General features: G+C 49.3%; 19 protein-coding genes. 9 read left to right on the forward strand and 10 right to left on the reverse strand.

What is annotated here, in order from left to right; all coding sequences use genetic code 11:
* Nucleotides 1-71 precede the first annotated feature (71 nt).
* The 3 genes from ICL55_RS10515 (at nucleotide 72) to ICL55_RS10525 (ending at nucleotide 4,196) form a co-directional block, all read left to right on the forward strand.
* Nucleotides 72-1,811 carry a GMC family oxidoreductase gene (locus ICL55_RS10515; protein WP_188096787.1) on the forward strand — a complete coding sequence of 580 codons (1,740 nt, stop codon included), beginning with the start codon at nucleotides 72-74 and terminating at the stop codon, nucleotides 1,809-1,811.
* A 106-nt stretch (nucleotides 1,812-1,917) separates the two neighbouring features.
* Nucleotides 1,918-2,604: a gluconate 2-dehydrogenase subunit 3 family protein gene (locus tag ICL55_RS10520; RefSeq protein WP_188096789.1), complete on the forward strand. Its 687-nt coding sequence runs from the start codon at nucleotides 1,918-1,920 to the stop codon at nucleotides 2,602-2,604.
* A gap of 140 nt (nucleotides 2,605-2,744) precedes the next feature.
* Complete coding sequence (locus tag ICL55_RS10525; protein ID WP_188096792.1) at nucleotides 2,745-4,196, forward strand: Gfo/Idh/MocA family protein; 1,452 nt, start codon at nucleotides 2,745-2,747, stop codon at nucleotides 4,194-4,196.
* Between the two features lie 80 nt (nucleotides 4,197-4,276).
* On the opposite strand, the gene ICL55_RS10530 is transcribed toward ICL55_RS10525, so the two are convergent.
* From ICL55_RS10530 to ICL55_RS10540, 3 genes are all read right to left on the reverse strand, one after another.
* On the reverse strand, nucleotides 4,277-5,053 hold the full coding sequence (locus ICL55_RS10530; protein WP_188096794.1) for a hypothetical protein: 777 nt from the start codon (nucleotides 5,051-5,053) through the stop codon (nucleotides 4,277-4,279).
* A 176-nt stretch (nucleotides 5,054-5,229) separates the two neighbouring features.
* The gene (locus ICL55_RS10535; RefSeq protein WP_188096796.1) at nucleotides 5,230-6,978 is read right to left on the reverse strand and encodes a RagB/SusD family nutrient uptake outer membrane protein; all 1,749 of its coding nucleotides are present in this window, start codon (nucleotides 6,976-6,978) and stop codon (nucleotides 5,230-5,232) included.
* A 10-nt stretch (nucleotides 6,979-6,988) separates the two neighbouring features.
* Nucleotides 6,989-10,054 (reverse strand): SusC/RagA family TonB-linked outer membrane protein, encoded by a 3,066-nt coding sequence (locus ICL55_RS10540; protein ID WP_188096798.1) that lies wholly within the window; start codon nucleotides 10,052-10,054, stop codon nucleotides 6,989-6,991.
* Nucleotides 10,055-10,320: 266 nt separating this feature from the next.
* Between ICL55_RS10540 and ICL55_RS10545 the strand changes: the two genes are divergently transcribed.
* Entirely contained in the window at nucleotides 10,321-12,090 is a 1,770-nt protein-coding gene (locus tag ICL55_RS10545) for a carboxypeptidase-like regulatory domain-containing protein (protein WP_188096800.1), read from the forward strand.
* A 106-nt stretch (nucleotides 12,091-12,196) separates the two neighbouring features.
* The gene (locus ICL55_RS10550) at nucleotides 12,197-12,841 is read left to right on the forward strand and encodes a hypothetical protein (RefSeq protein WP_188096802.1); all 645 of its coding nucleotides are present in this window, start codon (nucleotides 12,197-12,199) and stop codon (nucleotides 12,839-12,841) included.
* Between the two features lie 5 nt (nucleotides 12,842-12,846).
* Here ICL55_RS10550 and ICL55_RS10555 read toward each other — a convergent pair whose 3' ends face one another.
* The 3 genes from ICL55_RS10555 to ICL55_RS10565 form a co-directional block, all read right to left on the reverse strand.
* On the reverse strand, nucleotides 12,847-14,136 hold the full coding sequence (locus tag ICL55_RS10555) for a D-alanyl-D-alanine carboxypeptidase/D-alanyl-D-alanine-endopeptidase (protein ID WP_188096804.1): 1,290 nt from the start codon (nucleotides 14,134-14,136) through the stop codon (nucleotides 12,847-12,849).
* Between the two features lie 76 nt (nucleotides 14,137-14,212).
* Nucleotides 14,213-15,547 carry a Gfo/Idh/MocA family protein gene (locus tag ICL55_RS10560; protein ID WP_188096805.1) on the reverse strand — a complete coding sequence of 445 codons (1,335 nt, stop codon included), beginning with the start codon at nucleotides 15,545-15,547 and terminating at the stop codon, nucleotides 14,213-14,215.
* Nucleotides 15,548-15,584: 37 nt separating this feature from the next.
* On the reverse strand, nucleotides 15,585-16,550 hold the full coding sequence (locus ICL55_RS10565; protein WP_188096813.1) for a formylglycine-generating enzyme family protein: 966 nt from the start codon (nucleotides 16,548-16,550) through the stop codon (nucleotides 15,585-15,587).
* A 188-nt stretch (nucleotides 16,551-16,738) separates the two neighbouring features.
* Here ICL55_RS10565 and ICL55_RS10570 point away from each other — a divergent pair, with 188 nt between their 5' ends.
* The 4 genes from ICL55_RS10570 (at nucleotide 16,739) to ICL55_RS10585 (ending at nucleotide 20,402) form a co-directional block, all read left to right on the forward strand.
* Nucleotides 16,739-17,668, forward strand: coding sequence for a hydroxypyruvate isomerase family protein (locus ICL55_RS10570; protein WP_188096815.1), 930 nt, complete (start codon nucleotides 16,739-16,741; stop codon nucleotides 17,666-17,668).
* Nucleotides 17,669-17,827: 159 nt separating this feature from the next.
* A complete protein-coding gene (locus tag ICL55_RS10575; protein WP_188096817.1) occupies nucleotides 17,828-18,178 on the forward strand; it encodes a phage holin family protein in 351 nt (116 codons plus the stop codon).
* 35 nt (nucleotides 18,179-18,213) lie between these two features.
* The gene (locus ICL55_RS10580; RefSeq protein WP_188096819.1) at nucleotides 18,214-20,187 is read left to right on the forward strand and encodes an alpha-ketoacid dehydrogenase subunit alpha/beta; all 1,974 of its coding nucleotides are present in this window, start codon (nucleotides 18,214-18,216) and stop codon (nucleotides 20,185-20,187) included.
* A 71-nt stretch (nucleotides 20,188-20,258) separates the two neighbouring features.
* Nucleotides 20,259-20,402 carry a hypothetical protein gene (locus tag ICL55_RS10585; RefSeq protein ID WP_188096820.1) on the forward strand — a complete coding sequence of 48 codons (144 nt, stop codon included), beginning with the start codon at nucleotides 20,259-20,261 and terminating at the stop codon, nucleotides 20,400-20,402.
* A 76-nt stretch (nucleotides 20,403-20,478) separates the two neighbouring features.
* Here the strand turns inward: ICL55_RS10585 and ICL55_RS10590 are convergent, their stop codons facing one another.
* The 4 genes from ICL55_RS10590 to ICL55_RS10605 form a co-directional block, all read right to left on the reverse strand.
* Entirely contained in the window at nucleotides 20,479-21,858 is a 1,380-nt protein-coding gene (locus tag ICL55_RS10590; RefSeq protein WP_188096823.1) for a TlpA family protein disulfide reductase, read from the reverse strand.
* 92 nt (nucleotides 21,859-21,950) lie between these two features.
* Entirely contained in the window at nucleotides 21,951-22,493 is a 543-nt protein-coding gene (locus tag ICL55_RS10595; RefSeq protein ID WP_188096825.1) for an O-acetyl-ADP-ribose deacetylase, read from the reverse strand.
* Nucleotides 22,494-22,497: 4 nt separating this feature from the next.
* Complete coding sequence (locus tag ICL55_RS10600) at nucleotides 22,498-23,247, reverse strand: NYN domain-containing protein (RefSeq protein ID WP_188096827.1); 750 nt, start codon at nucleotides 23,245-23,247, stop codon at nucleotides 22,498-22,500.
* Nucleotides 23,248-23,349: 102 nt separating this feature from the next.
* Nucleotides 23,350-23,820: a Dps family protein gene (locus ICL55_RS10605; protein WP_188096829.1), complete on the reverse strand. Its 471-nt coding sequence runs from the start codon at nucleotides 23,818-23,820 to the stop codon at nucleotides 23,350-23,352.
* Nucleotides 23,821-23,982 lie beyond the last annotated feature (162 nt).

Here is a 23,982-nt window from a genome sequence, read left to right on the forward strand (position 1 = left end):
ACTTTTTACGCATTTAATTTATAGATTTAAAACCGGTGTTCTTTAAATAAAGTCTAAAAATTTCCACGCAAATGGCTTTTGAAATTAAAAAACAGGCTAAGCTTTATGATGTTTGTATTGTTGGTTCGGGTGCCGGTGGCGGCATGGCAGCCAAAATATTATCAGAAGCCGGGCTTAAAGTAGCGCTCCTGGAAGCGGGGCCGAAATATGATCCGGCAGACCCGGAGCAGGCGACTCAACTGAAATGGCCCTATGAATCTCCCAGAAGAGGCGCCAGCACAACACGCGCCTTCGGCGATTTTGATGCCGCCTACGGCGGATGGCAGATTGACGGTGAACCATATACGAAAAAGAACGGGACTGAATTCGACTGGTTCCGCTCCCGCATGCTGGGAGGACGCACCAACCACTGGGGACGTATTTCCCTTCGTTTTGGAGAACGTGATTTCAAACATAAAAGTTATGACGGACTGGGAGATGACTGGCCTATCAGTTATCAGGATGTAGCACCCTATTATGACAGGGTAGATAAATTGATCGGAGTATTTGGCTCCAAAGAAAACCTGCCCAACGAACCGGACGGCTTCTTCCTCCCTCCTCCCAAACCAAGAATGCACGAGCTGATGGTAAAACGCGCCGGCGAAAAAATGGGCCTTCCCGTTATTCCCGCCCGCCTGTCTATCCTCACCCGCTCTGTCAATAAAGACCGCAGCCCATGTTTCTACTGCAGCCAGTGTAACCGTGGCTGTACCGTATATGGCGACTTCTCCTCTTCCTCCGTGCTGGTAAAACCCGCTATGAAAAGCGGGCATGTAGACCTCTATACCAACGCCATGGTACGGGAAGTACTCACCGACGACAGCGGCAAAGCTACCGGTGTGGCCTATATCGATAAAGCAGACATGCAGGAATATTCCGTCAACGCCCGCGTGGTGGTACTCGCCGCCAGCGCCTGCGAATCGGCCCGCCTGCTGCTCAATTCCAAATCGGCCAAACATCCCAACGGCCTCGCCAATTCCAGCGGCGTCGTTGGTAAATACCTGCATGACTCCACCGGCGCGTCCCGCGGCGGCTTCATTCCCGCCCTGATGGACCGGAAACGCTACAACGAAGACGGCGTGGGAGGAATGCACCTCTATATTCCATGGTGGGGCGACAATAAAAAACTGGACTTCGCCCGTGGCTACCATATCGAAATGGGCGGCGGCATGCACATGCCGTCCTATGGCTACGGCTTCGGCATGGAAAACATGAACGGCAAATACCCCGGCCGCGACGGTAAGCCCAAAGCTGCCGGCGGTTACGGCGCCTCCCTTAAAGACGATTACCGCCGCTACTTCGGCGCCCATATCGGCTTTGCCGGCAGAGGCGAATGCATCGCGCGGGAAGACAACTACTGCGAGATAGATCCGAATGTGGTAGATAAATACGGTATCCCCGTACTGCGTTTCCACTACACCTGGAGCGATCATGAAGTCAAACAGGCCAAACACATGCAGGATACCTTCGAACAACTGATTGTGGAGATGGGCGGCGTTCCCTCCGGTACCAAACCCGGCGAAGACACCAAATACGGACTGGAAAACCCCGGCCGTATCATCCACGAAGTGGGCACCACCCGCATGGGCGACAATCCCGCTACTTCCGTGCTGAACAAATTCAACCAGGCACACGAAGTAAAAAACCTGTTCGTGGTAGATGGTGGCGCGTTCGTGTCGCAGGCCGATAAAAATCCGACCTGGACCATCCTCGCCCTCTCCATGCGCGCATCGGAGTATATCGTGGACCAGCTGAAAAAACAAAACATTTAATCATTTAGCCATTTAATCATTTGATTATTTATTGACCGGAGCGAATTGTCCTGGCACAGAAAGAGTCGAAATAAATAACTAAATGAAAAAATAAAAAAATACCCAAATGGATAGAAGAGAATCCCTTAAAGCCCTTGCGCTGGGAACTTTATCTGTAGGCACCATCTTATCTGCCACCGGTTGTGAAGACAAAAAAACCACCGGGGAGAAAAAAGCAGGCAACGCACAGGGCTACGGACGTACGCCGGATGAAGCGGAGCGGGACAAAGCGCTGACGGAAGAGAAATTCTTCACACCGGAAGAAATGAAGACCATCACCATTCTGGCGGATATCATCATTCCGGCGGACGAACATTCCGGCAGTGCTTCTGATGCCAAAGTGCCTGAATTCATTGAGTTCATCGTAAAAGACATCCCGGAACATAAATTACCGATGCGGGGCGGCCTGCGCTGGCTGGATGTTCAATGTGCCAAACGGTACAATAAGTCCTTTGCCGAGTGCAGCCCCGAACAACGTATAGCCGTGGTAGACCTGATTGCCTATCCGGAAAAGGCAGCTCCTGAAAACAGCCAGGGCGTAGCCTTCTTCAACCGTATGCGCAACCTGACCGCCACCGGCTTCTTCACCAGCAAAATCGGCATCAAAGACCTCGGTTATATAGGCAACACCCCCAACGAATGGGACGGCGTACCGGCAGATGTGCTGAAACAATATGGTTATGCTTACGACGAAAAAACCCTGGCCACCTGCCTCAAGATAGAAGACAGAGGTAAGATCATGACCTGGGATTAAATAAACGTTATGAATGATGAATCCGGAGCGTCGATTGATAATCGGGCATAGAAAAACAGGCTTTGCCTTTTATCTTCGCCCTGCGATCCGCGATAGATCATTAACAGCGATTAATAAGTACCTAAAAAAGAATATCACTCATGGTTCCAGAAAAAAAGAGCGGGAACAACCAGGTGTCCCGCAGATCATTCCTGAGGAACGGCGCGTTGGCAGCCGCAGGGTTCATGATCGTTCCACGTCATGTACTGGGTAGAGGTTTTACCGCACCAAGCGACCGTCTTCGTGTTGCTGGTATTGGCGTTGGTGGTAAAGGCTACAGCGATCTTACCGGATTTGCCGCAGGCCCTGCCGATATTGCTTACCTCTGCGACGTAGACACGCGTCGTGCAGCCGAAGCCGTTAAAAAATTCCCAAAAGCGAAGTTCTATGCCGACTTCCGGGAGATGTTCGATAAAGAGCACAAAAATTTCGATGCGGTTTCTGTGTCCACACCAGACCATCAGCACGCTGTAGCCGCCATGGGCGCTATGCAGCTGAAGAAACACGTATATGTGCAGAAACCACTGACACATGATATCTATGAAGCGCGTATGCTTACGCAAGGCGCTCAGAAACACAAAGTGGTAAGCCAGATGGGTAACCAGGGTGCCTCCGGCGATGGCGTACGTCAACTGATGGAATGGTATAACGCCGGCCTGATCGGAGATGTACACACCGTGTACTGCTGGACAGACCGCCCTGTTTGGCCACAAGGCGTTGCATGGCCTACCGGCAAAGCAGAAGTGCCCAAAGAACTGAACTGGGACCTGTGGCTGGGCACCGCACCTAAAAAAGATTACGTAGACAACCTCGTACCGTTCAACTGGCGCGGCTGGTGGGACTACGGTACCGGCGCTATCGGCGACATGGGTTGTCATATCATTGAACCGCCTTTCCGTGTACTGGGCCTTGGCTACCCTACTTCCGTAGAGTGTAGCGTAGGCAGCGTTTACGTAGGTGAATTCACCCGCGGCTACTTCCCGGAAAGCTGCCCTCCTTCTTCTCATGTGATCATGAAGTTCCCCGGCAAAAACGGTAAGGAAGTCACTCTTCACTGGATGGACGGTGGTATCCAACCGGAGCGCCCTGAAGAACTGGGTCCCAACGAAGTGATGGGCGACGGTGGCAACGGTGCCATTTTCATCGGTGATAAAGGTAAAATGATGTGCGGTACCTACGGTATGTACCCTAAACTGCTACCTACTTCCCGCAGCACCGAAGTAAATGTGCCGCAGACAATTGCCCGTGTGCCGGAAGGACACTACGTGCAATGGGTGAACGCAGCTATTGCCGGCTACAACAGCAAACAAGCTAAAACACTCAGCTCACCGTTCGAGATCGCCGGTCCGCTAACCGAAACAGTACTGATGGCCAACCTGGCAATCCGCAGCTTCGACCTCCGCAAGCCTAAAGCTTCCGGAAAGGGATACGACTACCCCGGACGCTATATCAAACTGCTCTGGGATGGCGCCAATATGAAGATCACCAACTTCGACGAAGCGAACCAGTTCGTGAAACGCACCTACCGCGACGGCTGGTCACTTGGTGTTTAACCGGGAGATATTTGATTTATATAAAAGAGGGTGCCTACTTCATAGAGGCACCCTTTTATATTCCCGGTTGTCGTTAACGCCTAGTGGTGATGATGGTGACTGTGGCTGGTTGCACTTTCCGCAGTATTGCTGTTTTTTACATGCATGGTAAAACCGGTTGTATGTAGTACCCCTTCTGTTTTAAATTGTATCCACATACGGTAAATGTCTGCCTTGGGAAAGATGGTATGACCGATGATTGGAAACTGACTGTCGGACATGGGATGGATATGCAGAAAATCTTTGTCCTCCCGGCCGATCAGAATAATATGCGCCACCGCTCCCAGATATGGCGCTATATCTGCTGCATTCAGTGCCGCTCCGTTTTTTGTGATGGTAACCGGAATATGGCTTTCTGCTCCGGCTACAAAAGGCGCGGTGGCAGCAATAGCAAGGTGCAAGCCGTCGGTAACCGCTGTAAGCTTTTCGTGCGTTTCATCAGCCACCTGTTGTTCCTGGCCTTTTACCTGCAAAGTAAGTCTGTCGGTTTGCGGGGCATATCCTTCGGCCTGATAATCGGCATAAATAAGGTATGTACCTCCGTGATGAAAAGTAACATCTATAAAATAGCTGCCGTCGGCATTCCGTTGCGGATGCAGGTGCTCAAAAGAAGTCAATTGGTTATTGACGATTATCAGGTGAAATTCCGCTTCGTGTTGTATACTTAAGGGAACGGAGCCCTCAGGGTGATTGTTATTCACCGGCCTGAATATCAACCTTATATTTTCACCTGCTACAATTGCGTCGGTATCAGATATCAGTTTCATTTCCACCGGTGACGGTTGTCCGTGATGTCCGTGGTGATTATTATTATTCATTTCCATAACTTTTATGCTGCTTAATTGATGATGTAAAGTTCGTGGCATACGGCAGCATAGCTGTTATATTATTGGGGCATTGTTTTATATGATTTACAGGTAACGTAAGAAACGGAAGAGGGTGTCCCGAAATAATGGAGACACCCTCTTCTCTTTATATAATCCAAATATCTCCTTTATTTATACGGCACCTGTTGTTCCAGATTACCGTTTTTCCTGATTTCAGCAGCAGGAATCGGCAACAGATAGTCCTTTTCTTTAAAACTACGGCTCTGTATACTGATAGGCCGGTATACAAAGGGATGGTTGGCGATCTGTGAACCCAGCACCTCAATACCCAGGGCATTACCGTTGAAATAAGTCATTGCGTCTGTCACCCAGCGGCGGGCATCAAAGAAACGATGCTCTTCATAAGCCAGCTCATATCTTCTTTCATACTTCAGCACCGCTTTGAGCGCGTCGCCGGTAGCAGCGGTGGCAGGCATCCCCGCTCTGGTACGCACCGCATTCAGCGCAGGCAGCGCATCCGCTTCCTCACCCAGCCAGATGCTGGCCTCTGCATAGTTCAACAGTACTTCCGCATAACGGATGAAAATCCAGTTCTGATCACCACGGAAGAACTGCGCATCCAGATTTTTGTCCATGAACTTACGCAGGTAATAACCGGAGAAAGTACCGTTCCAGTTTTCGATGGTGCTGTTACGGGTATCCAGTCCCCATACGCTGTCGCGGCCTCCATTTTTAGGCTCATATTTACCCGTCTGAATAATACCGATAGGATCTACCTCCGCTCCATCTTTAGGACGGGGTTTCCATTTAGCGCCGTCATACAGGATAGTAGCATAAAAACGCGGATCACGGCCTACATAAGGCGCTTTAGCCTGGTCAGCATTAGCCCAGGAGAATGTGGAGCCATCCTTCATCTGATAGCCGGTCACAAAGTTCTCAATCGGCACATTACCGCCCCAGTTGTGATAACCATTGGGACCATTGTAAAGATCGTGTGAAGTGCCCAACAACGCTTTATCGTATTGTTTAATAAAAATCAGCTCTTTGTGATCTTTATCCAGGAAAATACGGCTGTAGTTTTCTGCCGCGGAATCCGTGGGATGGTACAGTTCATAGATGCCAAGGTCCATCACTGCTTTAGCGGCATTTTTCGCCGCCCGTAAACGGTCTGTCTGACTACCGCTGGTATAGCCCATCAGCGGGCTTTTTACATTGACATTAAAGTAGTCGCTGGCGGCATAGAGCAGTACCCTTGATTTCAACGCCATGGCGGCGCCTTTGGTAACGCGGCCTTTGTCTTTCGGCAACTCGTACACTACCGGCAACAGTTTGGACGCACTGTCACATTCATCGGAGATAAATTTCACACAGTCTTCATAAGTAGCCCGCTTGATATTCAGGATCTCCTGTTCATCTCCCTTTACGCTAAACGTTCTCGTGATCAGCGGTACACCGCCATAATATTTCACCAGCATGTGATAATACCAGGCACGCATAAAATGCACCTCTCCTTTCATGGCGTTGCGGGTAACATCATCGATAGGAGACTGGTCAATCTTTTCGAAGAACATGTTACAGTTACGGATTTCCTTATAGTGATTATCCCAGCGGGCGAAATCACTGAGCCTTCCGATATCATCCGGCGATACGTTGCCCTGCACCACACGGGAGGTGTTATAATCGTGGATAAACCGGGCTTCGTCTGTCATGGAGGCCAGCATTACTTCCAGATAACCCGGACGCATCTGTACATAGAGGTCATTCACAAATGCCTGCACCAGGCCTTTGTCTTTCCATACATCAGATTCCTCATATTCTGTCAGGGGCTTCTTTTCCAGGAAGTCCTTTTTACACGCTGCAGTGGCGAACAGTAATCCCGCCACCACCAGATATTGTATGATGTTTGATTTTTTCATGGCTTGTTGTTTAGAAAGTGACATTTAATCCCACATTGTAAATCTTCGACTGCGGATAAAACTGGCCGCTACCCATGGGCGCTTCCGGATCAAATATTTTTACATTGTCTATCGTCACCAGGTTTTGACCACTCACATATACCCGCAACTTTTGCAGGCCTATGCTTTTGATGGCGGTGCCGGGAAGGGTATAGCCCAGTTCTACCGTTTTAAGACGGGCATAGTCTGTTTTCCAGAACCAGAAAGTGTTCTGGCGGTTTACCCAATATTCGCGGTCGCGGTCATTTACTCTGGGCCATGATGCGTTGGTGTTGTCTGCTGTCCAGCGGTCTTTGATATAGGCTTCCGGGAAGTTGCCGATCAGACCGGATTCTGTGTGCAGGTATTGGCTGGCGCCGGTGGCACCCTGCCATAACATGGTAAAGTCGAAGTTGTTGTATTTGGCGCTCAGGGTAAGACCGAATATCCAGGTCGGATTTTCAGTACGGTTCACCCGGATACGGTCCAGGTCATCGATGATACCGTTACCGTCTATGTCGGCAAAGATGACATCACCGGCGCGGGCGCCACTGATGTGGGGGGACTTGTCTACTTCTTCCTGTGTTTTGTAGATGCCGATCGCTTTGTAATACAGCGGAGCATCAATCATTTTACCGGTTGATTTCTGCCATTCAGGAACATTGGGCACTTCGTCCCAGAACAGGATTTTGTTTTGGGCATGGGTGATCGTACCCACTACTTCATAATGGAATTTGTTGATATCGTTTTTATGTTTCAGGACAACTTCAAAACCTTTATTCTCCACTTTACCGATGTTTTCCTGCGGCAGTGTCATACCCGTATAAGCAGGCATTGACTGGCTGCGGCTCACCAGGATGTTAGCGCGGCGGGTATAGAAATAGTCTGCTTCCAGCGACAGTTTTTCGCCCAGCAGTGAGGCCTCGATACCTACGTCGTAGTTATTGGCCATTTCCCAGGTGATGGCTTCGTTAGGAGAACGCATCTGATAAATTCCTTTGTTCAGGTCTCCTCCGAACATCACGCCACCATCGCTGAACCCGTAGGTGCTGAGGTATTGGAAAGACGGGATCTGGTCGTTGCCCATCTGGCCCCAGGAAGCACGGATTTTGAAATAGTCTACAGCGCGTACACCTTGTTTCCAGAAGTTTTCATTAGAGAGTACCCAACCCACGGATGCACCGGGGAAGAAACCGAAGCGGCTGTTGCTGGGAAAGTTTTGGGTACCATCATAACGGGCATTGAAGTCGAACAGGTATGTTTCTTTATAGTTGTAAGAAACACGGCCGAAATAGTTTCTGCGTGCAAAGGAGAAGCCGGTACCGCCGTTGTTTTTCTCTTTATCGCCGCCGGCAAACAGCTGATCGAGTTTATCACTGATAAAGTAGCGACGATTAGCCAACATGGTATCGCCATCGAAGGTAGCCTGTTCAAAAGCGATGAAAGTGCTCAGGTTATGTTTTCCGAAAGACCGTGCATAATTCAGTTTCACGTTTATCGTTGTCATGCGGTTGCTATTGAAACTTTCATTCAGTTCCGGCGCGCTTACCCCTCTGGAAGCCGGATTCAGCTTGTGGTCCGGGCTGTTGGGGTCGAGTGTATAAAGCGTCCAGGGTTTGACCCATGTTTTGATGAAAGCGAAGTTCTGATCATAGGCGAAGTTTCCGTCGACAGACAATCCTTGTACCCAGGGGATCTTTACTGTGGCGCCAAGGGTACCGTTGACAACATAGTTTTTATCATTGGTGTATCCGATCGCATCGGTGCTGGTCACCACCGGGTTGTCACCGTATTCGATGTCTGGTCCGGGGAGGCCATTGGGCCAGATGGCGTTTTCAGTGGGCCGTCCACGCATCAGGGAGCGGAAGATAGAGCCGGCAGAGCGGGGCGGGAAGTGTCTGTTTTCCAGTCTTCCGGCCAGATCAAAGCGCAGATGTACATTTTCGTTCACGTTCGCATCGAGGTTGGCCCTGATGTTTTGCTGTTTATAATAGGTGGCGCTGGACTTATAGATACCATCCTGAAAGATGCTTCCCAGCGAAACGTAGTAGGTCATTTTTTCTGTACCGCCACTGAGCGACAGGTCGTGCCTGTTTTGCAGGGAAGTATTTTTGATCACGGCATCGTACCAGTTGGTGTTAGGATATAACCAGGGGTCAGAGCCGTCACCAAATTTTTTGATTTGATCTTCCGAAAAGCGGGGCGCATCGCCGCCATACTGCAGGATTTCGTTGACCAGTCTGGCGTAGGTGGGCGCATCCGCCATTTTAGGCAGACGGGTAGGCGATACAAAAGACTGGTTGAAGCCGTAATTAACAGTAGGCTTACCTATTTTTCCGCGTTTGGTAGTGACAAGGATAACGCCGTTGGCTGCACGGGAGCCGTAGATAGCGGCAGCGGCGTCTTTCAGTACAGACACGCTTTCGATATCTCCGGGAGCCAGGCGGGCAAAGCCTTCACGGGGAATACCGTCAATTACGTACAGTGGTGTGCTGACACCGAGTGTGCTGCGGCCGCGGATAAAAATACGGGAGTTGTCGTTGCCCGGCTCGCCGCTGTTGTTAACGGCGATGATACCCGGGATACGTCCTACCAGTGAGTTGGAGATGTTTACGTTGGGCGACTGTTGCAGTTCGGCACCTTTCACGGTGGCCACGGCGCCGGTCTTGGTCACCTTTTTCTGGGTACCGTACCCTACCACTACGTATTCGTCCAGTGTCTTCTGATTTTCCTTCAGTACAACGTTGACGGATGTACGGCCTTCCACTTTTATTTCCTGTGGATCATAGCCTACAAACTGAAACACCAGGACAGCGTCCCTTTTTACGTCTTTCAGGGTGAAGCTTCCTTTTACGTCGGTAACGGCACCGCGCTGGCTGTCTTTCAACAGTACCGTTACCCCTGGCAGGGGATTCCCGTTGACGTCTTTGACTTTACCTTCTACTGTTGGATTGGCCTGCTGCCACACCGCAGGCACTAAAGCCCGGGCAGCGACCGGCCCTGAGGAGGCGGCGGAAAGGCATAGCAATAGCATTGCCTTCGCATAACGTGGATTCATAAATGAGATTTTTGGGTGATAAAAAATGCTACGTTTTACTGTTTTTCAATAAACTTATTTTAATAACGTGATTTAGATTTTACAACAAGACCAGATTTAACAACAAGTGTATCCAATACACCGGGTAAGATATTCAGAAAAAGATTGATTATTTTCTAAAAATAAGCGTGGTTTTGACGCCTTTTTTTAAAAGCCTATATGCATAAAAGGAATATTTTATATTTGCATCTCCTTAGCGAATTATTTATCAGCTATTTTCCATCCCTATGACAAGAAGATTTTTATGGCTGTTAACCTGCTGTGCCCTGTTGCTCTCAGCCTGCGACAAAAGAATGGTGACAGTAGACAATCCCCCGGAAACAACGAATCCCACTACAGGCACCCCTCCTATTTCTGATAAAAAGGTGCAGGCAGGCGTACAGGGTATTGTTACAGACGCCGGCAACAACCCCATCGCTGGTGCGCGGGTACTGTGCGGCGACCAGAATGCTATCACTGATCAATTCGGTTCGTTCCGTTTTCCTGAAGTAAGCGTTACAGAAGCTGCGGCCGTCGTGACGGTGCAGAAAGCAGGGTTCTTTAATGGCATCCGAACTTTTCGTGTAACCGCCACCGGGAGAGAGCAGTTTGTACAGATACAACTGCTGCCCAAAGCAACTGCAGGTACATTTGATGCTGCCGCCGGCGGTGTCATCGGTACCACCAACGCGCAGTTCATCTTTGTTCCCAATCAGGTGCTGGACGCGTCCAACAAACCTTACAAAGGCAAAGCCACACTGATGTATGCTTTCATCAATCCTGAAAGCAATGATTTCGCGGATATCATGCCCGGCGACCTGCGGGCTGTCAATGATAAAAATGAGCTGGTAGCATTACAGTCCTTTGGCATGATGGCACTGGAATTACAGGGAGACAACGGGGAGAAACTGCATCTCGACGGCACCAACAATGTCACCTTCCGGATGGAAATCCCGGCTACTCTGCGGCAGACAGCACCGTCTGTCATTCCGTTGTGGCACTTCAATGAAAGCACAGGCCTGTGGCAGCAGGAAGGCAGCGCCGAAAAAATGGGCAACAGCTACGTAGGCACTGTTAAACACTTCTCCTTCTGGAATTGTGATGCGCAGTTCCCGGTTGTTAATTTCAAAGCCACTTTCAAAGACGATAAGAACAACCCGCTGGCCAACACGACAATACAGATTACCCGCAGCAATAACAGCAGTACCTATGGTTATACAGATGCTGCCGGAGAAGTAAGCGGATTGGTCCCTTCCAATGAGCAGGTAACCATCACGGTAAAAGACAAATGCGGCAAAGTTATCTTCTCCAAAAAAGCAGGTCCATGGACAACAGACGCCAATGCTGGTACCTTCAATGTCACCATCGATCCACTGTCTAAATTATCTTTCAGCGGAAAAGTAACCACCTGCGATGGCGCCGCTGTTACCAAAGGAGTTGTCAACATCCAGATAAATGGCGTGCACTATTCGGCGCCCATACAAAATGGTAACTATACTGCTTCCATTCTGCGTTGCGAAACTACCACGGCCACGGTAACACTAAATCCGGTTGATGAGACTGCCAATAAGATGTCTACCACTACCTTCCAGGCCACGCCGGGCGATTATACCCGCGACCTGCTGGCATGTGATGTTATACAAGCCAGCACTGTTTCTTTTGTGTTGGAAGGTCAAACGACCACCTTTACCAGCCCTTCAGATTCAATCCTCTATAAAAACTATAGCTCGGATACCAGTAGCTTCGTCCTTTATTCCATTTCAGCTGCCACCAAAACATTGCCACGCAGCGAGGTCAATATGGATTTGTCCAATATCAAAGTGGGCACCGGTGTTTTTGAATACCTCTCCGTCAATATGAACGGTTCAAATTACTCCGGAAAATCAGTAGGTGTTACCATTACCCGGACCGGTGTGGTTGGTGAATATCTCGAAGGCACTTTCTCCGGTAACGTTCAAAAATTTCAGAGCAATAATACAATCCCCATCAGTGGCTCATTTAAAGTAAGAATAGAATAACATAAAATCGTTATGCATGAAAAAGGCCAATAGTTCCAAAAACTATTGGCCTTTTTTGCATAAATTCATAGTAGTGAACGTTATAGAGTAACCAGATCTAATGTTTATGAAGCACCTCCACGCACTCTTTTTGTTTCTGGCAGGCTGCACATTGCTGATCGCCTGTAGTAAAGAAATGAGCCATGATGGAACAGGATTTCCCACCTGCGACTATGCCCCCTATACGACCAACTCTTCTTTCTCCTATATTGATGTTAACAAAACACAAGACACCATTTCGTATACGCTGACCGTTTCAGGAGATACCACCGTCAACGGCACTACCTACAAAATAGTGGGCGATGACAGCGTATTCTTCTGCTCCAGCTGCAAAGATGGTAATTACACACAAATAGCCAGTATACTTACTTTCCAGGGTTATAAGGCAGACAGCCTGCAACTGACCTATCTGAAAGAAACCGCCCCCATGGGCAGCAGTTGGTCCGACACCGTTACTGTCAGCAATGGGCAGCTTACTACCAAAGCCATCCTGCAACATACCATCACTCAGAAAGGCGCTACTAAAACCGTTAACGGCAAAAACTACCTCGATGTCATTGCCGTGAAGCTGGACGCCTCTGCCATTGTGCTCAACAACCCGGTGGCCATCGGTACTATCTCCACCAGTTATTACGCCAAAGGGATCGGGCTTATAGAGGCAGACCAGGAAGATGATACCATCAAGCTGGTATCTTATACGCTCAGGCCCTGAACAGGTTAATAGTCTTTCCAGATCATTGTCAACAGCCGCTCTACCGCTCTTCGTACGTTCGTGGGCGTATCCTGATGATTATTCACCATTACGCTGAATATCAGTGTTTTGTTCTTCTTCGTTACCAGATATCCGCTGAGTGCCACTACCCCATTTAATGTTCCGGTTTTAGCATGTACAAATTGTTGCTGATAATAATTTCGTAAGGTGCCTTTTCCACCGGTGGGGAAAATATCCCATAACCTTTGCTGCGGATATTGCGCATACATCTTATCAAGGATGCTGACAAAATCACGGGGCGTGATCAGGTTATAACGGGAAAGGCCGGAACCATCTACCCATTGCGGCGGATGCGGCAGGTCTTTCAGATCACCATCCTGCAGCCAGGCGATCATCTTTTTGGTGCTGATCGTATCCCAGAGACTGGCAGATGCCATCATCAGCGTTTGTTCGGCAAAGAAATTATCGCTGCGGTGCATCATGGGGGTAAACAGGGAATCGGCCGGGATACTTTTCAGTAATCGGAACGACGCCTGTTGCGGTGCAACGGAAAGGCCTATACGCTTATGAAGCGTGTCCTGTAGTCTTTCCCGAAGCTGCTGCGCTGCCCCTGTGATAAAGGGCACTTCTGTGGACGAAACCTCCTTGTATGCCGGATTATACTTCAGGAAGAAAAGATTATTTCTTTCATCCCGGTCGGTGCTGGTATTGCTGATCGTGCGGTCTTCTGTTGTTTCCAGATCATAAAGTGCCGGCACCATTTTACTGGTATCGCCATGGTGATAGATCCGGACCACATTGCCGTACATGGGCCACTCGGTTAGTTCCGGCTGGTAATCATCGGCAAAGTCTGCCCAGGACCATCCGGGGCCGTAACGTTTGTTGAGATTGACAGCGGGCACGAGGTATATCTGTTTACCGGTTTGTTGCAACAGCTGCAACAACGGCTGAAAAGTATAGTCGGGATGCAGGAAAGAAGGATCGGCCATTCCTTTTACAAAAATGGCGGTATCGTTTTCATAGTAACGGGCTGCCGGCAGCGAATCTCCCAGCAGCTTCAGGCCGGCGTACAGGGAGAATATTTTGGTATTGGAGGCGGGCGTAAAAAACTTATCGTCCTGATATTGATACCAATATTTTTGGGTGGCCGGCTCATAAATAGAGATACCCACATGCGCCTGTTCCAGCGGCTTCTGGTGTAACAGGGACTGGTTGGCCCACCTGGTGATAGCGGCCGTTTGGGCCGAAGCCTGTAAAGACAGGCCGATGGCGGAAAGCAGTAAAATTAATCTCATTACAGTAAGTTATAAATAAAATGGGAAGATGGCGTTGGCATCTTCCCATTGTTTGATAATCGTGTGCAGAAAAATATCAGGAAAAATATTTGGTAATACCTGGTTTTGCATACGCATAATTTCCGGAAGCATCCGGCATAACCGGTGGTGGCGCATCGAAGGCATAAGTCTTCGGTTGCAGGTCCAGCCCCGAGTTCAGCGCTGTGTCCCAGTTGATCACCTGACCGGAATAAGTGGCCAGACGGCCGATGATGGCAGAGAGGGTCGCTTCTGCACCACGCTGGGCATCCGCAAATTTGTATTCCCCTTTAGCGATGGCCGCAAACAGTTCATCGTGCTCGGTCTGGTAAGGATTGTTTTCCTTTTTCTTATCAAACTGATAGAGCACTTTTCCCTTGTGGTCCACGATCTGTGCTTTGTCGCAGTAGATACGGCCTTTTGTTCCCACAATCTCTTCATCTACCTTGCTGGGAGCGTCTTTCCAGTGACGGCACTGGGCGTTCATCACCACCCCGTCAGCATAGCGGTACTCCACAAAGTGGTGGTCGAAAATTTCACCGTATTCTTTACCGGTACGTACGGCGCGGCCACCCATACCACCGGCGGTAACCGGGGTTGCATTTTTAAACCAGTTGCCTACATCGATATTGTGGATATGTTGTTCTACGATATGATCACCACAGAGCCAGTTGAAATAATACCAGTTACGCATCTGGTATTCCATTTCGGTATACTCCGGTTTGCGGGGTTTTACCCACAGCGCGCCCTGGTTCCACCATACCTGCATGGAGAGGACATCGCCGATCATTCCGTCCTGTGCACGTTTGTAGAGCTCCCGATAGGAATTCTGGTAACGGCGCTGCAGGCCTACCACCACGTTCAGTTTTTTGGACTTAGCCAGTGCTGCTGCCTCCAGTACTTTTTTGATACCGGCAGGATCTGTTGCTACCGGCTTTTCCATGAACACGTGTTTATGCTGTCTGATGGCTTCTTCAAAGTGGATAGGCCGGAAACCCGGAGGTGTGGTAAGGATCACCACATCTGCCAGTGCAATGGCCTGTTTGTAAGCATCAAAACCGGTGAATTTATTTTTTTCCGGAACGTTCACGCGGCTGGCTTTATCGCCTAAAGCTTCCCTGATATTGTTATAGCTGTCATTCAGCCTGTCGGGGAAGGCATCGGCCATCGCTACCAGCTGTACATTTTCTTTAGTGCTCAGCGCCTGTGTGGCAGCGCCGGTACCACGACCGCCGCAACCGATGAGGGCAATTTTGATCACATCAGAAGAACCGGAGAAGTAATTAGCTTTAGATAAGATGGGCATGGCCAGCAATCCGCCAGCAAGCATGGAAGTTTGCTTAACGAAATCGCGGCGGCTTTTGTCGTGGAATTTTTGTTGTTCGCTTTCCATAAAATGCGTTGTGATTTATTGATTTTTTAGATGATGATTAGCGTGCGCCTTTGTATTTATCGATCACTTCTTCAAAAAATTTCTGTGCTTCTTCTGGTGTTGGTTGTTTGGCCGGCCTTACAATACGGAAGCCGATGAACGGTGCGTCGGCGTTCCACCAGGAGCTTTTCGGGATCTGTGGGTCCCGGCGGTTCCATACCGGGTCAGATTTCAGCCGGGCAGCGCTGCGTAATGCCGGGGCGGCATCTTTATAGTTGCCGCCTTTGATCACACGGGACATTTTAGCCGTAGGGGCTGTCCATGGATCTGTGGCGGAGGCAGTCGCGATGCCGTTTTCATCATACTGGTCCAGCGTCCATTCGGCCACGTTGCCCAGCATATCATAGAGGCCCCATGCATTGGGTTGCAGTTGTGCTACCTTATGGTATTTGTCTTCGCTGTTAGCCTCGTACCAGGCGTACTTTTTCAGCTGAGCGGCATCGGTGCCATACGGATAAGGCGTAGATGAACCGGCACGGCAGGCGTATTCCCATTCGGCAGCGGTGGGCAGGCGATAGAAGACGCCTGTTTTGGCATACAGCCATTTACAGTACATCAGCGCTCCATACTGGCTCATGCTGTTGGCAGGAAAACCGCCGGCTTTACCCATGCCCAGCGTCAGATCAATATAAGGTGGGCTGGGGCGTGTCATACCATCCGGAATAGGCGTCTTGTCCTTTTCCGCATCGGCATACACATCATACTCATCGAAAGTCACTTCTGTGGCTCCCATCCAGAAATCACCCACTGTAGCTTTTTTCGCAGGGCCTTCGTCTTTACTTCTTCCTTTTTCATTGTCCGGGCTTCCTAACGTGAAAGTGCCTCCTTTGATCGGCACCATTTTAAAACTAACCGTGGTTCCGGGGATCTGTTGTTCATACGGTGTGAAGGCCTGTTGTGCCTGTGTAGTCATAACCTTGCCGAGCAACCCGCCCAGCAGAAAGGTCACATAAAATCTAGTCATCCAAACGATTTAAAAAAATACAAGTGGGTGAATTTAAAAAATTACAAAGTGGAATGCAATATTTTTTTATGAATGCGAAAACGGGAGGATGAATTGAATTTTTTTCAGCTTTATTAGCATTTCCTTATAAAAGCGATTAAATTTAGCCAATGTCCTTTTTCTATGTCATTTTAAAATAACCTAACGTTATGGAAAGAAGAAAATTCCTGCAGCAGGGCGCTCTGGCCGGTATTTCCGCGCTCGCCCTGGGCGGTATCACCAGCAAAAGCCAGGCTGCTACTGCCGGCATCTCCGCTGCCAAGGAAAAACCCTTTAAGATGAACTTCGCCCCACACGACGGCATGTTTAAAAACAGTGCCGGCGCTGATTTCCTGGACCAGATCAAATATATGTATGACCAGGGTTTCCGGTCTATAGAAGATAATGGTATGATGCACCGTCCTGTTGCTGAACAGGAAAAAATTGGCAGCCTGCTGGCCAAACTGGGCATGACCATGGGTGTGTTTGTGGTAGATACCGGTAACAACTGGAAAACTTCACTGGCTTCCGGCAAGCAGGAATTTATCGACGCTTTTGTGAAAACCTGTAAAGAGAGTGTAGACGTGGCTAAACGTTGTAACGCCAAATGGGCAACTGTCGTGCCCGGCTTCTTCGACCGCAGCCTGCCCATGGGCATTCAAACTGCCAATGTGATCACAGCCCTGCGTCTGGGCGCCGCCATCTTTGAGCCGCACAAACTTGTCATGGTGCTCGAACCGCTCAGCGATACCCCCGATTTATTCCTTCGTACCGCTGAACAATCATTTGAGATTTGCAAGGCTGTGAACAGTCCCTCCTGCAAAATCCTCTATGATATCTACCATATGCAGCGCAACACCGGCAACCTCATCCCCACTATCGATCAGTGCTGGGATGAAATTGCGTATATCCAGATCGGTGATAACCCCGGCCGCAGAGAACCTGGTACCGGTGAAATCAACTATAAAAATGTTTTCGCGCATCTGAACAAGAAAGGTTACAAAGGCGTGCTGGGCATGGAACACGGCATCTCCGGCCAGGGTAAAGACGGCGAAGCTGCGCTGATAAAAGCTTATCGTAACTGCGATCTGCAGGACTAAAATATTGTATGGTTAAATGATCAAAAGCCTTGTCAATTGCGGTTGACAGGGCTTTTTGATTTGATGACGCCGCTGTTACTGCAATTATACATCGGTATACGCTGAGCATAGTTTTTTTCGTTACCTTAATGTAGTTTCTGATACACTAAACACAATCATATGGGTTTTCTGGTCCGTATATTAATCAGTGCACTGGCGGCTATGTTAACAACCTACCTGCTGAAGCCGGCAGTTAAAATCGATAGTTTTGTTACCGCTCTGATCCTGGCGCTGGTGCTGGCATTACTCAATGCCCTGGTAAAACCGCTGCTGGTATTGCTTACCTTCCCTGTCACCCTGGTGACGCTGGGTTTGTTTTTGTTTGTGATCAACGCCATCATTATACTGCTGGCCGCAAAGATCGTCCCTGGTTTTAAGGTGGACGGTTTCTGGTGGGCGATGTTATTCAGTATTGTGATGACGATTATCAACAGTCTCCTGATCAATCTCGCCGGTGGCAGCAACGACTGACCGCCAGCCCTGTTCACGCCGTAAATAGCCTATACATGTATTTCGACCGGTCTAATCTCGCCGACACGGAGCTGTTGTCTTTTTACAGGGCACTGCTGTACCCACGGCTAATAGAAGAAAAGATGTTGCTCCTGCTGCGACAGGGAAAAATCAGCAAATGGTTTTCCGGCATTGGCCAGGAGGCTATTGCGGTAGGCGCCACCCTGGCACTGGAAGCAGATGAATGGATCATGCCCCTGCACCGTAACCTCGGTGTATTCACCACACGAAACATGCCCCTGCACAAACTGCTGTTACAATGGCAGGGCAGTGATGAGGGCTACAGCAAAGGCCGGGAGCGCTCGTTCCATTTCGGCAGCAGAGCCTATCATATCTGTGGGATGATCTCCCACCTGGGCCCGCAGCTTTCCATCGCAGATGGTATTGCGCTGGCACATCAGTTGAAAAAAGAGCATAAAGTATCCCTCGCCTTTTCCGGCGAAGGCGGTACCAGCGAAGGCGAATTCCATGAAGCCCTGAACGTGGCCGCCGTATGGGGCCTGCCGGTTATCTTCCTCGTGGAAAACAACGGCTATGGCCTCAGCACGCCTGTCAGTGAGCAGTATCACTGCAAAAGCCTCGTTGATAAGGCCATCGGTTATGGCATGGAAGGGGTACAGGTAGACGGGAACAACCTCCTCGAGGTATATCAGACCATCCGTACCGCCCGGGCCTATGCCATCAAAGAGCAGAAACCCGTGCTGATAGAAGCCATGACCTTCCGGATGAGAGGCCATGAAGAAGCCAGCGGGGTGAAATATGTGCCCCCCGAACTATTTGAAGAATGGGGCAAAAAAGACCCTGTCGCCCAATATGAAACGTTCCTGCGGGAAGCCCACCTGCTGGATAATGCCGGCATAGAAGCGCTTCGGCAGGAGCTGAAACACCGCATCGATGAAGAGGTGTCTAAAGGCCTGGAGCCCCTTCCTTTCGCGGTGAGCACCCACACCGAACTGGAAGACATCTATGCACCAGCGCCTCCGGCGTTACTCCCTTCCGGCACCGCTTCCGAAAAACGATTCATCGACGCCATTTCCGAAGCGCTGCGGCAGTCGATGGAGCAATATCCGGAACTGGTACTCATGGGGCAGGACATTGCTGCCTATGGTGGTGCTTTCAAAATCACCGACGGCCTGCTGGGCCGTTTTGGAAAAGAAAGGGTCCGTAACACGCCGCTTTGTGAGAGCGCTATCGTTGGCACCGCCCTGGGCCTGTCTATCGCAGGTTTCAAGAGTATGGTGGAAATGCAGTTTGCTGATTTTGTCAGCTGCGGCTTTAACCAGATCGTGAACAACCTCGCTAAAATACACTACCGCTGGGGACAAACAGCCGACGTGGTGATCAGGATGCCTACCGGCGGCGGCGTAGGGGCAGGACCGTTTCACTCGCAAAGTAATGAGGCCTGGTTTACCCATGTACCCGGCCTGAAGGTGGTCTACCCTTCTTCCCCTGAAGATGCCAAAGGCCTGCTTACCGCCGCTATCGCCGACCCTAACCCGGTGATGTACTTTGAGCATAAAGCGCTTTACCGCAGTATCAGCGGACTGGTGCCCGACGGCTACTACACCGTGGAAATAGGAAAAGCACGGCTCATTCAGGCCGGCGAAGATATCAGCATTATCACCTATGGCAGCGGTGTACACTGGGCCATGGAATATGCTGCCGCCCATCCGGAGCTCTCCATCGCCATCCTGGACCTCCGCACCCTGCTGCCGTTGGACTATGACGCCATCCGGGATACCGTAGCCCTCACCGGTAAAGTGCTGGTACTGCATGAAGATACCCTCACGGGCGGACTGGGAGGGGAAATAAGCGCCTGGATAGCCGAACACTGTTTTCACCTGCTGGATGCGCCCGTTATACGCTGCGCCAGCCTGGACACTCCGGTGCCTTTTGCCATTCCGCTGGAAAAAAATTTCCTCGCCAAAGCCCGGCTGGATCAGTGTATCCAACAATTAACCTCCTGGTAACAACAGACAGGATTGGGAATTTGCCATGAATGTTCTAATTTGCACCCTGGAAATAAATAAATCATTATACAATGTTGACGAATCTCTTAACAGTAGTACAGACCACCAACTTTTACAAGGTGGGTGATAGCATTGGTCATTTTCTGGCTCCTTGTGCCATCGTTCTTTTTGCCCTGATGTTCATTTATGCCTGGGCGAAATACGCAAAACTCTAATTTTTTTCACATCGCATTATAGTAGAAAAGGCTTCCTTCCGGAAGCCTTTTTCTTTTTTCACTGTTTTAACGGCTATCAGCCTTTGCCAAGTGTCTTTTCTATCAACGCTTTCAGCTCCGGTGTGGAAGGGCGCGGCGCATCGATGGTCACGATTTTGCCTTGCTGATCAAACACCATAAAACGGGGAATCCCCTTGATATCATAAAATTTGGTGATCTCACTCCAGCCGGCGCCAAAGAGTTGTACTCCCTTCATATCTTTTTCCTTTACAAAAGCCGACCACTTTTCTTTATCCTTGGTTTCGTCCACGGAATACCCCACGAATGTGACGTTGCGGCCACGCAGCTCTTCTTCCAGTTTTTGCAGGTGAGGCAGCTCCGCTTTACAAGGGCCACACCAGGTAGCCCACACGTCCACCACCACTACTTTTCCTTTTAACTCATTGAAGGTCACCTTTTTACCGTTGGTATCCTCTCCGGCAAAATTGAAGCCCTGCTCTCCTGCGGCAAATTTACGCAATGCTTTCTCGGCCGCCAGGTAACGCTGTTGCTGGTTTTCTGTGATGAGGTACTGTTTAACCGGTGTTACCGCATCGGTGAGTTTATCGAACGTCCGGAACCCGGGCAGGCTCTCGGTGATAAACAGTCCTTTGATGGTGTCATTGCAGAACAGACGGGCGTTTTCCTCCAGGGAAGCAGGCCCCTGCCTCTTTTCGGTACTCATGATGTAAGTAAAGGTCTCGTATAAACGGACGATACTACCCGCATCACCATTGGCCAACAATTTACTGTCGCAGTATTTTTTGTCCTGTATGATCTGTTTGTAGAAAGCCGGATACTGGCTCTTTTCGGGATGTTTGGGATGAGGCATCAGCAGAAACGCCATAGCGGCATGTTCTACATCCACATCCATGGTGTATTTCAGCAGTTCATTGAACTTTTTGTTGGGAGTATTCACGGCCTTTTTCAATCCGGTTACTTTAGGAACTAATACTTCCAGCTTGGGAAAGAAAGTCATGTAGGTGGCCGTGTCTGCCAGGATGATATGCCGGGAGATAGTGCCCAGCTGCTCTTGCCATTGCCAGAGCTGTTTGTTTTCTACCGATCCCGCCTGTACGCTATAGGCCCCTCTTTCCATCTTCAGCTTCAGTTGATCGCCCGGCTTGATGTAAATACGGGTGTCTGCGCTACGGTCACCAACAGAAAGGTAATAGAACCCTTCTTTGGGCGATGGAATGGCGAATGCAAAAGCATGTTGTTCGTCCACCATGGCATTGGCGATTTCGGCTTTACGGCCTTCTTCTACGGCGAACAAGGTTATTTTTTTGACTTTTTCAGGAGCTTGTCCCTGAATAACAGCGAGTGTGGGAACGGGCGCCGGACCGGCAACTGCACGGGCATTCCATGCCAGACAGGCTACCAGCGGCAGCAGTCTGCTTACTTTGGTTGGTTTCATTTCTTAATGGTGGTTTGGTTTTCGATTCATTAATCGTTGTGGTTTCAAATATAGACAAACTGGCTTTATCTGTACCCCCAAACCATCCCTATTTATTCTTCGGGTCTTATATACTGATTGAAGTAATGTTGTGCCAGCCCATAATTTTCCTCATCAAAGCAGACCAGCACCACTTCCTGTACCACATCGTCCTGCTCCAGGAAGTTAACGATGGTTTCCATCGCTATGCTGGCGGCCAGATCTTTGGGGAAATGATAAATACCAGTGCTGATATTGGGGAAAGCCACAGAAGTAAGTTGGTGGCGGGATGCCAGCTGCAGCGAGTGCAGGTAACAGTTGGCCAGTAATGCGGCTTCGTTATGGTGGCCGCCGTTCCATACCGGCCCTACGGTATGTATTACATGTTTGGCCGGTAAGCGGCCGCCGGTGGTAATCACGGCCTCTCCTGTTTTACAGCCTCCCTGTCGCGCCACTATCGCGCGGCAGTCTTCCAGGATGGCCGGTCCTCCGGCTCTGTGGATAGCGCCATCTACGCCACCACCACCCATCAGGGAGGAATTGGCAGCATTCACGATGGCGTCGGTATCCGATTTGGTAATATCTCCTTTGATGATCTTTATTTTCCTATATGCCATAACGTTATACTGTTCTCACATATACGAGTTTACCGGTCTTCTTACCACTTTCCCGGATGTCGATTTCAAAGTTGGGGAAGTTTTTGATCAGTTGTACCAGTTTGTTGAACCCATAGTTACGGGCGTCAAAGTCGGGCTGCTTCTTCAGCAACAGGTTACCCAGTTCCCCGAGATAGGCCCATCCGTCTTCATCAGCGATGTCATTGATACTGGTAGAGAGGAGGTCTATCAGTTCTTTATCTGCTTTACTAATGCCTTTAGGTTTTTCTTTGGCTGATTTGGGTTTGTTGCCGGTCTCTGTTTTCTTTTCCCTGATTTGTAATATCTCGAGGTAGATAAATTTATCACAGGCTGCGCGGAAGGCACTGGGTGTCTTCTTCTCTCCCATGCCAATTACCCGCATGCCGGCCTCCCGTAGCCTGGTGGCCAATCTGGTGAAGTCGCTATCGCTGGACACGAGGCAAAAACCGTCTACTCTGCCGGTATACAGGATGTCCATCGCATCGATGATCATGGCCGAGTCGGTAGCATTTTTTCCGGAAGTATAGCTGTATTGCTGTATCGGGGTGATGGCATTTTCCAGTAATACGCCTTTCCATCCTACGACGGTAGGTTTGGTCCAGTCTCCATAAATTCTTTTGAAAGTAGGGTTGCCGTATTTGGCTACTTCTTCCAGCATCCCTTTAATATTGTGGTAGGGTATATTGTCGGCATCTATCAATACAGCGAGACGGAGATCGTTTGAATTATCCATGTGGAACACATTACATTGGTTATTCGGTTATTTAGAAATTTAATCATTTTAAGAGTTCCTAAATGATTAAATTTCTAAATAATCCAATAACTCAATCGTTTATTATTTGAGGTAAGAACGGATCATCCATGCCAGTGACAGGTGTTTCTGCAGCAGTTGCGTTGCAAAATCAGCCGCGCCTTTGTCTTTGTATTTTTCATCGAATTCATCGATCAGTCTGCGCAGGTTGCGGATAATGGTTTCATGATCATTCAGCAGCTCCTGCAGCTGTTTTTTCTGGTCGTTGGAATATTCAGATTCCAGCAGGTTGGTCAGTTTCAGTACGTCGGCGTAACGGCCTTCTGCATAGTGTCCTATTTTACGGATATACTCTGCTACTTCATCGGCAATTTCTTCCAGCTCTTCGTATTGTCCTTCGTAGAACTTGTGCATTTCCATGAAATTGGGACCTTCAATGTTCCAATGGCTGTTACGCGTTTTCGCGTACACCAGTAATTCATCAGCCAGTACTTTGTTCAACTCTAATGCTATTTTCTTCGCGTGTTCCGCAGAGATGCCAATTTCGATTTTCATATGATTGAATTTTTTGGTTTTAAATAAATTTACGAATTCTTCGGGAGGGCTATCCTAATGTTTATCATAAATTAACAATCGGTATAATAAACAGGGCCATAGCCGCTTTTGTTTAGGTTTTCATTACCTGGCCAACATATTTCCCAAAATTGTACCATAGTT

Origin of the sequence: Chitinophaga varians, from assembly GCF_014529945.1 — a bacterium.
Taxonomy (GTDB): Bacteria; Bacteroidota; Bacteroidia; order Chitinophagales; family Chitinophagaceae; genus Chitinophaga; species Chitinophaga varians.

Excerpts from the sequence above, each read along its gene's own strand:
- ICL55_RS10595 (WP_188096825.1), bottom strand. The coding sequence starts at position 22,493 with ATGGCATATAGGAAAATAAAGATCATCAAAGGAGATATTACCAAATCG.
- ICL55_RS10520 (WP_188096789.1), top strand. The coding sequence starts at position 1,918 with ATGGATAGAAGAGAATCCCTTAAAGCCCTTGCGCTGGGAACTTTATCT.
- ICL55_RS10600 (WP_188096827.1), bottom strand. The coding sequence starts at position 23,247 with ATGGATAATTCAAACGATCTCCGTCTCGCTGTATTGATAGATGCCGAC.
- ICL55_RS10580 (WP_188096819.1), top strand. The coding sequence starts at position 18,214 with ATGTATTTCGACCGGTCTAATCTCGCCGACACGGAGCTGTTGTCTTTT.
- ICL55_RS10555 (WP_188096804.1), bottom strand. The coding sequence starts at position 14,136 with ATGAGATTAATTTTACTGCTTTCCGCCATCGGCCTGTCTTTACAGGCT.
- ICL55_RS10575 (WP_188096817.1), top strand. The coding sequence starts at position 17,828 with ATGGGTTTTCTGGTCCGTATATTAATCAGTGCACTGGCGGCTATGTTA.
- ICL55_RS10540 (WP_188096798.1), bottom strand. The coding sequence starts at position 10,054 with ATGAATCCACGTTATGCGAAGGCAATGCTATTGCTATGCCTTTCCGCC.
- ICL55_RS10585 (WP_188096820.1), top strand. The coding sequence starts at position 20,259 with ATGTTGACGAATCTCTTAACAGTAGTACAGACCACCAACTTTTACAAG.
- ICL55_RS10535 (WP_188096796.1), bottom strand. The coding sequence starts at position 6,978 with ATGAAAAAATCAAACATCATACAATATCTGGTGGTGGCGGGATTACTG.
- ICL55_RS10515 (WP_188096787.1), top strand. The coding sequence starts at position 72 with ATGGCTTTTGAAATTAAAAAACAGGCTAAGCTTTATGATGTTTGTATT.
- ICL55_RS10550 (WP_188096802.1), top strand. The coding sequence starts at position 12,197 with ATGAAGCACCTCCACGCACTCTTTTTGTTTCTGGCAGGCTGCACATTG.
- ICL55_RS10560 (WP_188096805.1), bottom strand. The coding sequence starts at position 15,547 with ATGGAAAGCGAACAACAAAAATTCCACGACAAAAGCCGCCGCGATTTC.
- ICL55_RS10565 (WP_188096813.1), bottom strand. The coding sequence starts at position 16,550 with ATGACTAGATTTTATGTGACCTTTCTGCTGGGCGGGTTGCTCGGCAAG.
- ICL55_RS10530 (WP_188096794.1), bottom strand. The coding sequence starts at position 5,053 with ATGAATAATAATAATCACCACGGACATCACGGACAACCGTCACCGGTG.
- ICL55_RS10605 (WP_188096829.1), bottom strand. The coding sequence starts at position 23,820 with ATGAAAATCGAAATTGGCATCTCTGCGGAACACGCGAAGAAAATAGCA.
- ICL55_RS10570 (WP_188096815.1), top strand. The coding sequence starts at position 16,739 with ATGGAAAGAAGAAAATTCCTGCAGCAGGGCGCTCTGGCCGGTATTTCC.
- ICL55_RS10545 (WP_188096800.1), top strand. The coding sequence starts at position 10,321 with ATGACAAGAAGATTTTTATGGCTGTTAACCTGCTGTGCCCTGTTGCTC.
- ICL55_RS10590 (WP_188096823.1), bottom strand. The coding sequence starts at position 21,858 with ATGAAACCAACCAAAGTAAGCAGACTGCTGCCGCTGGTAGCCTGTCTG.
- ICL55_RS10525 (WP_188096792.1), top strand. The coding sequence starts at position 2,745 with ATGGTTCCAGAAAAAAAGAGCGGGAACAACCAGGTGTCCCGCAGATCA.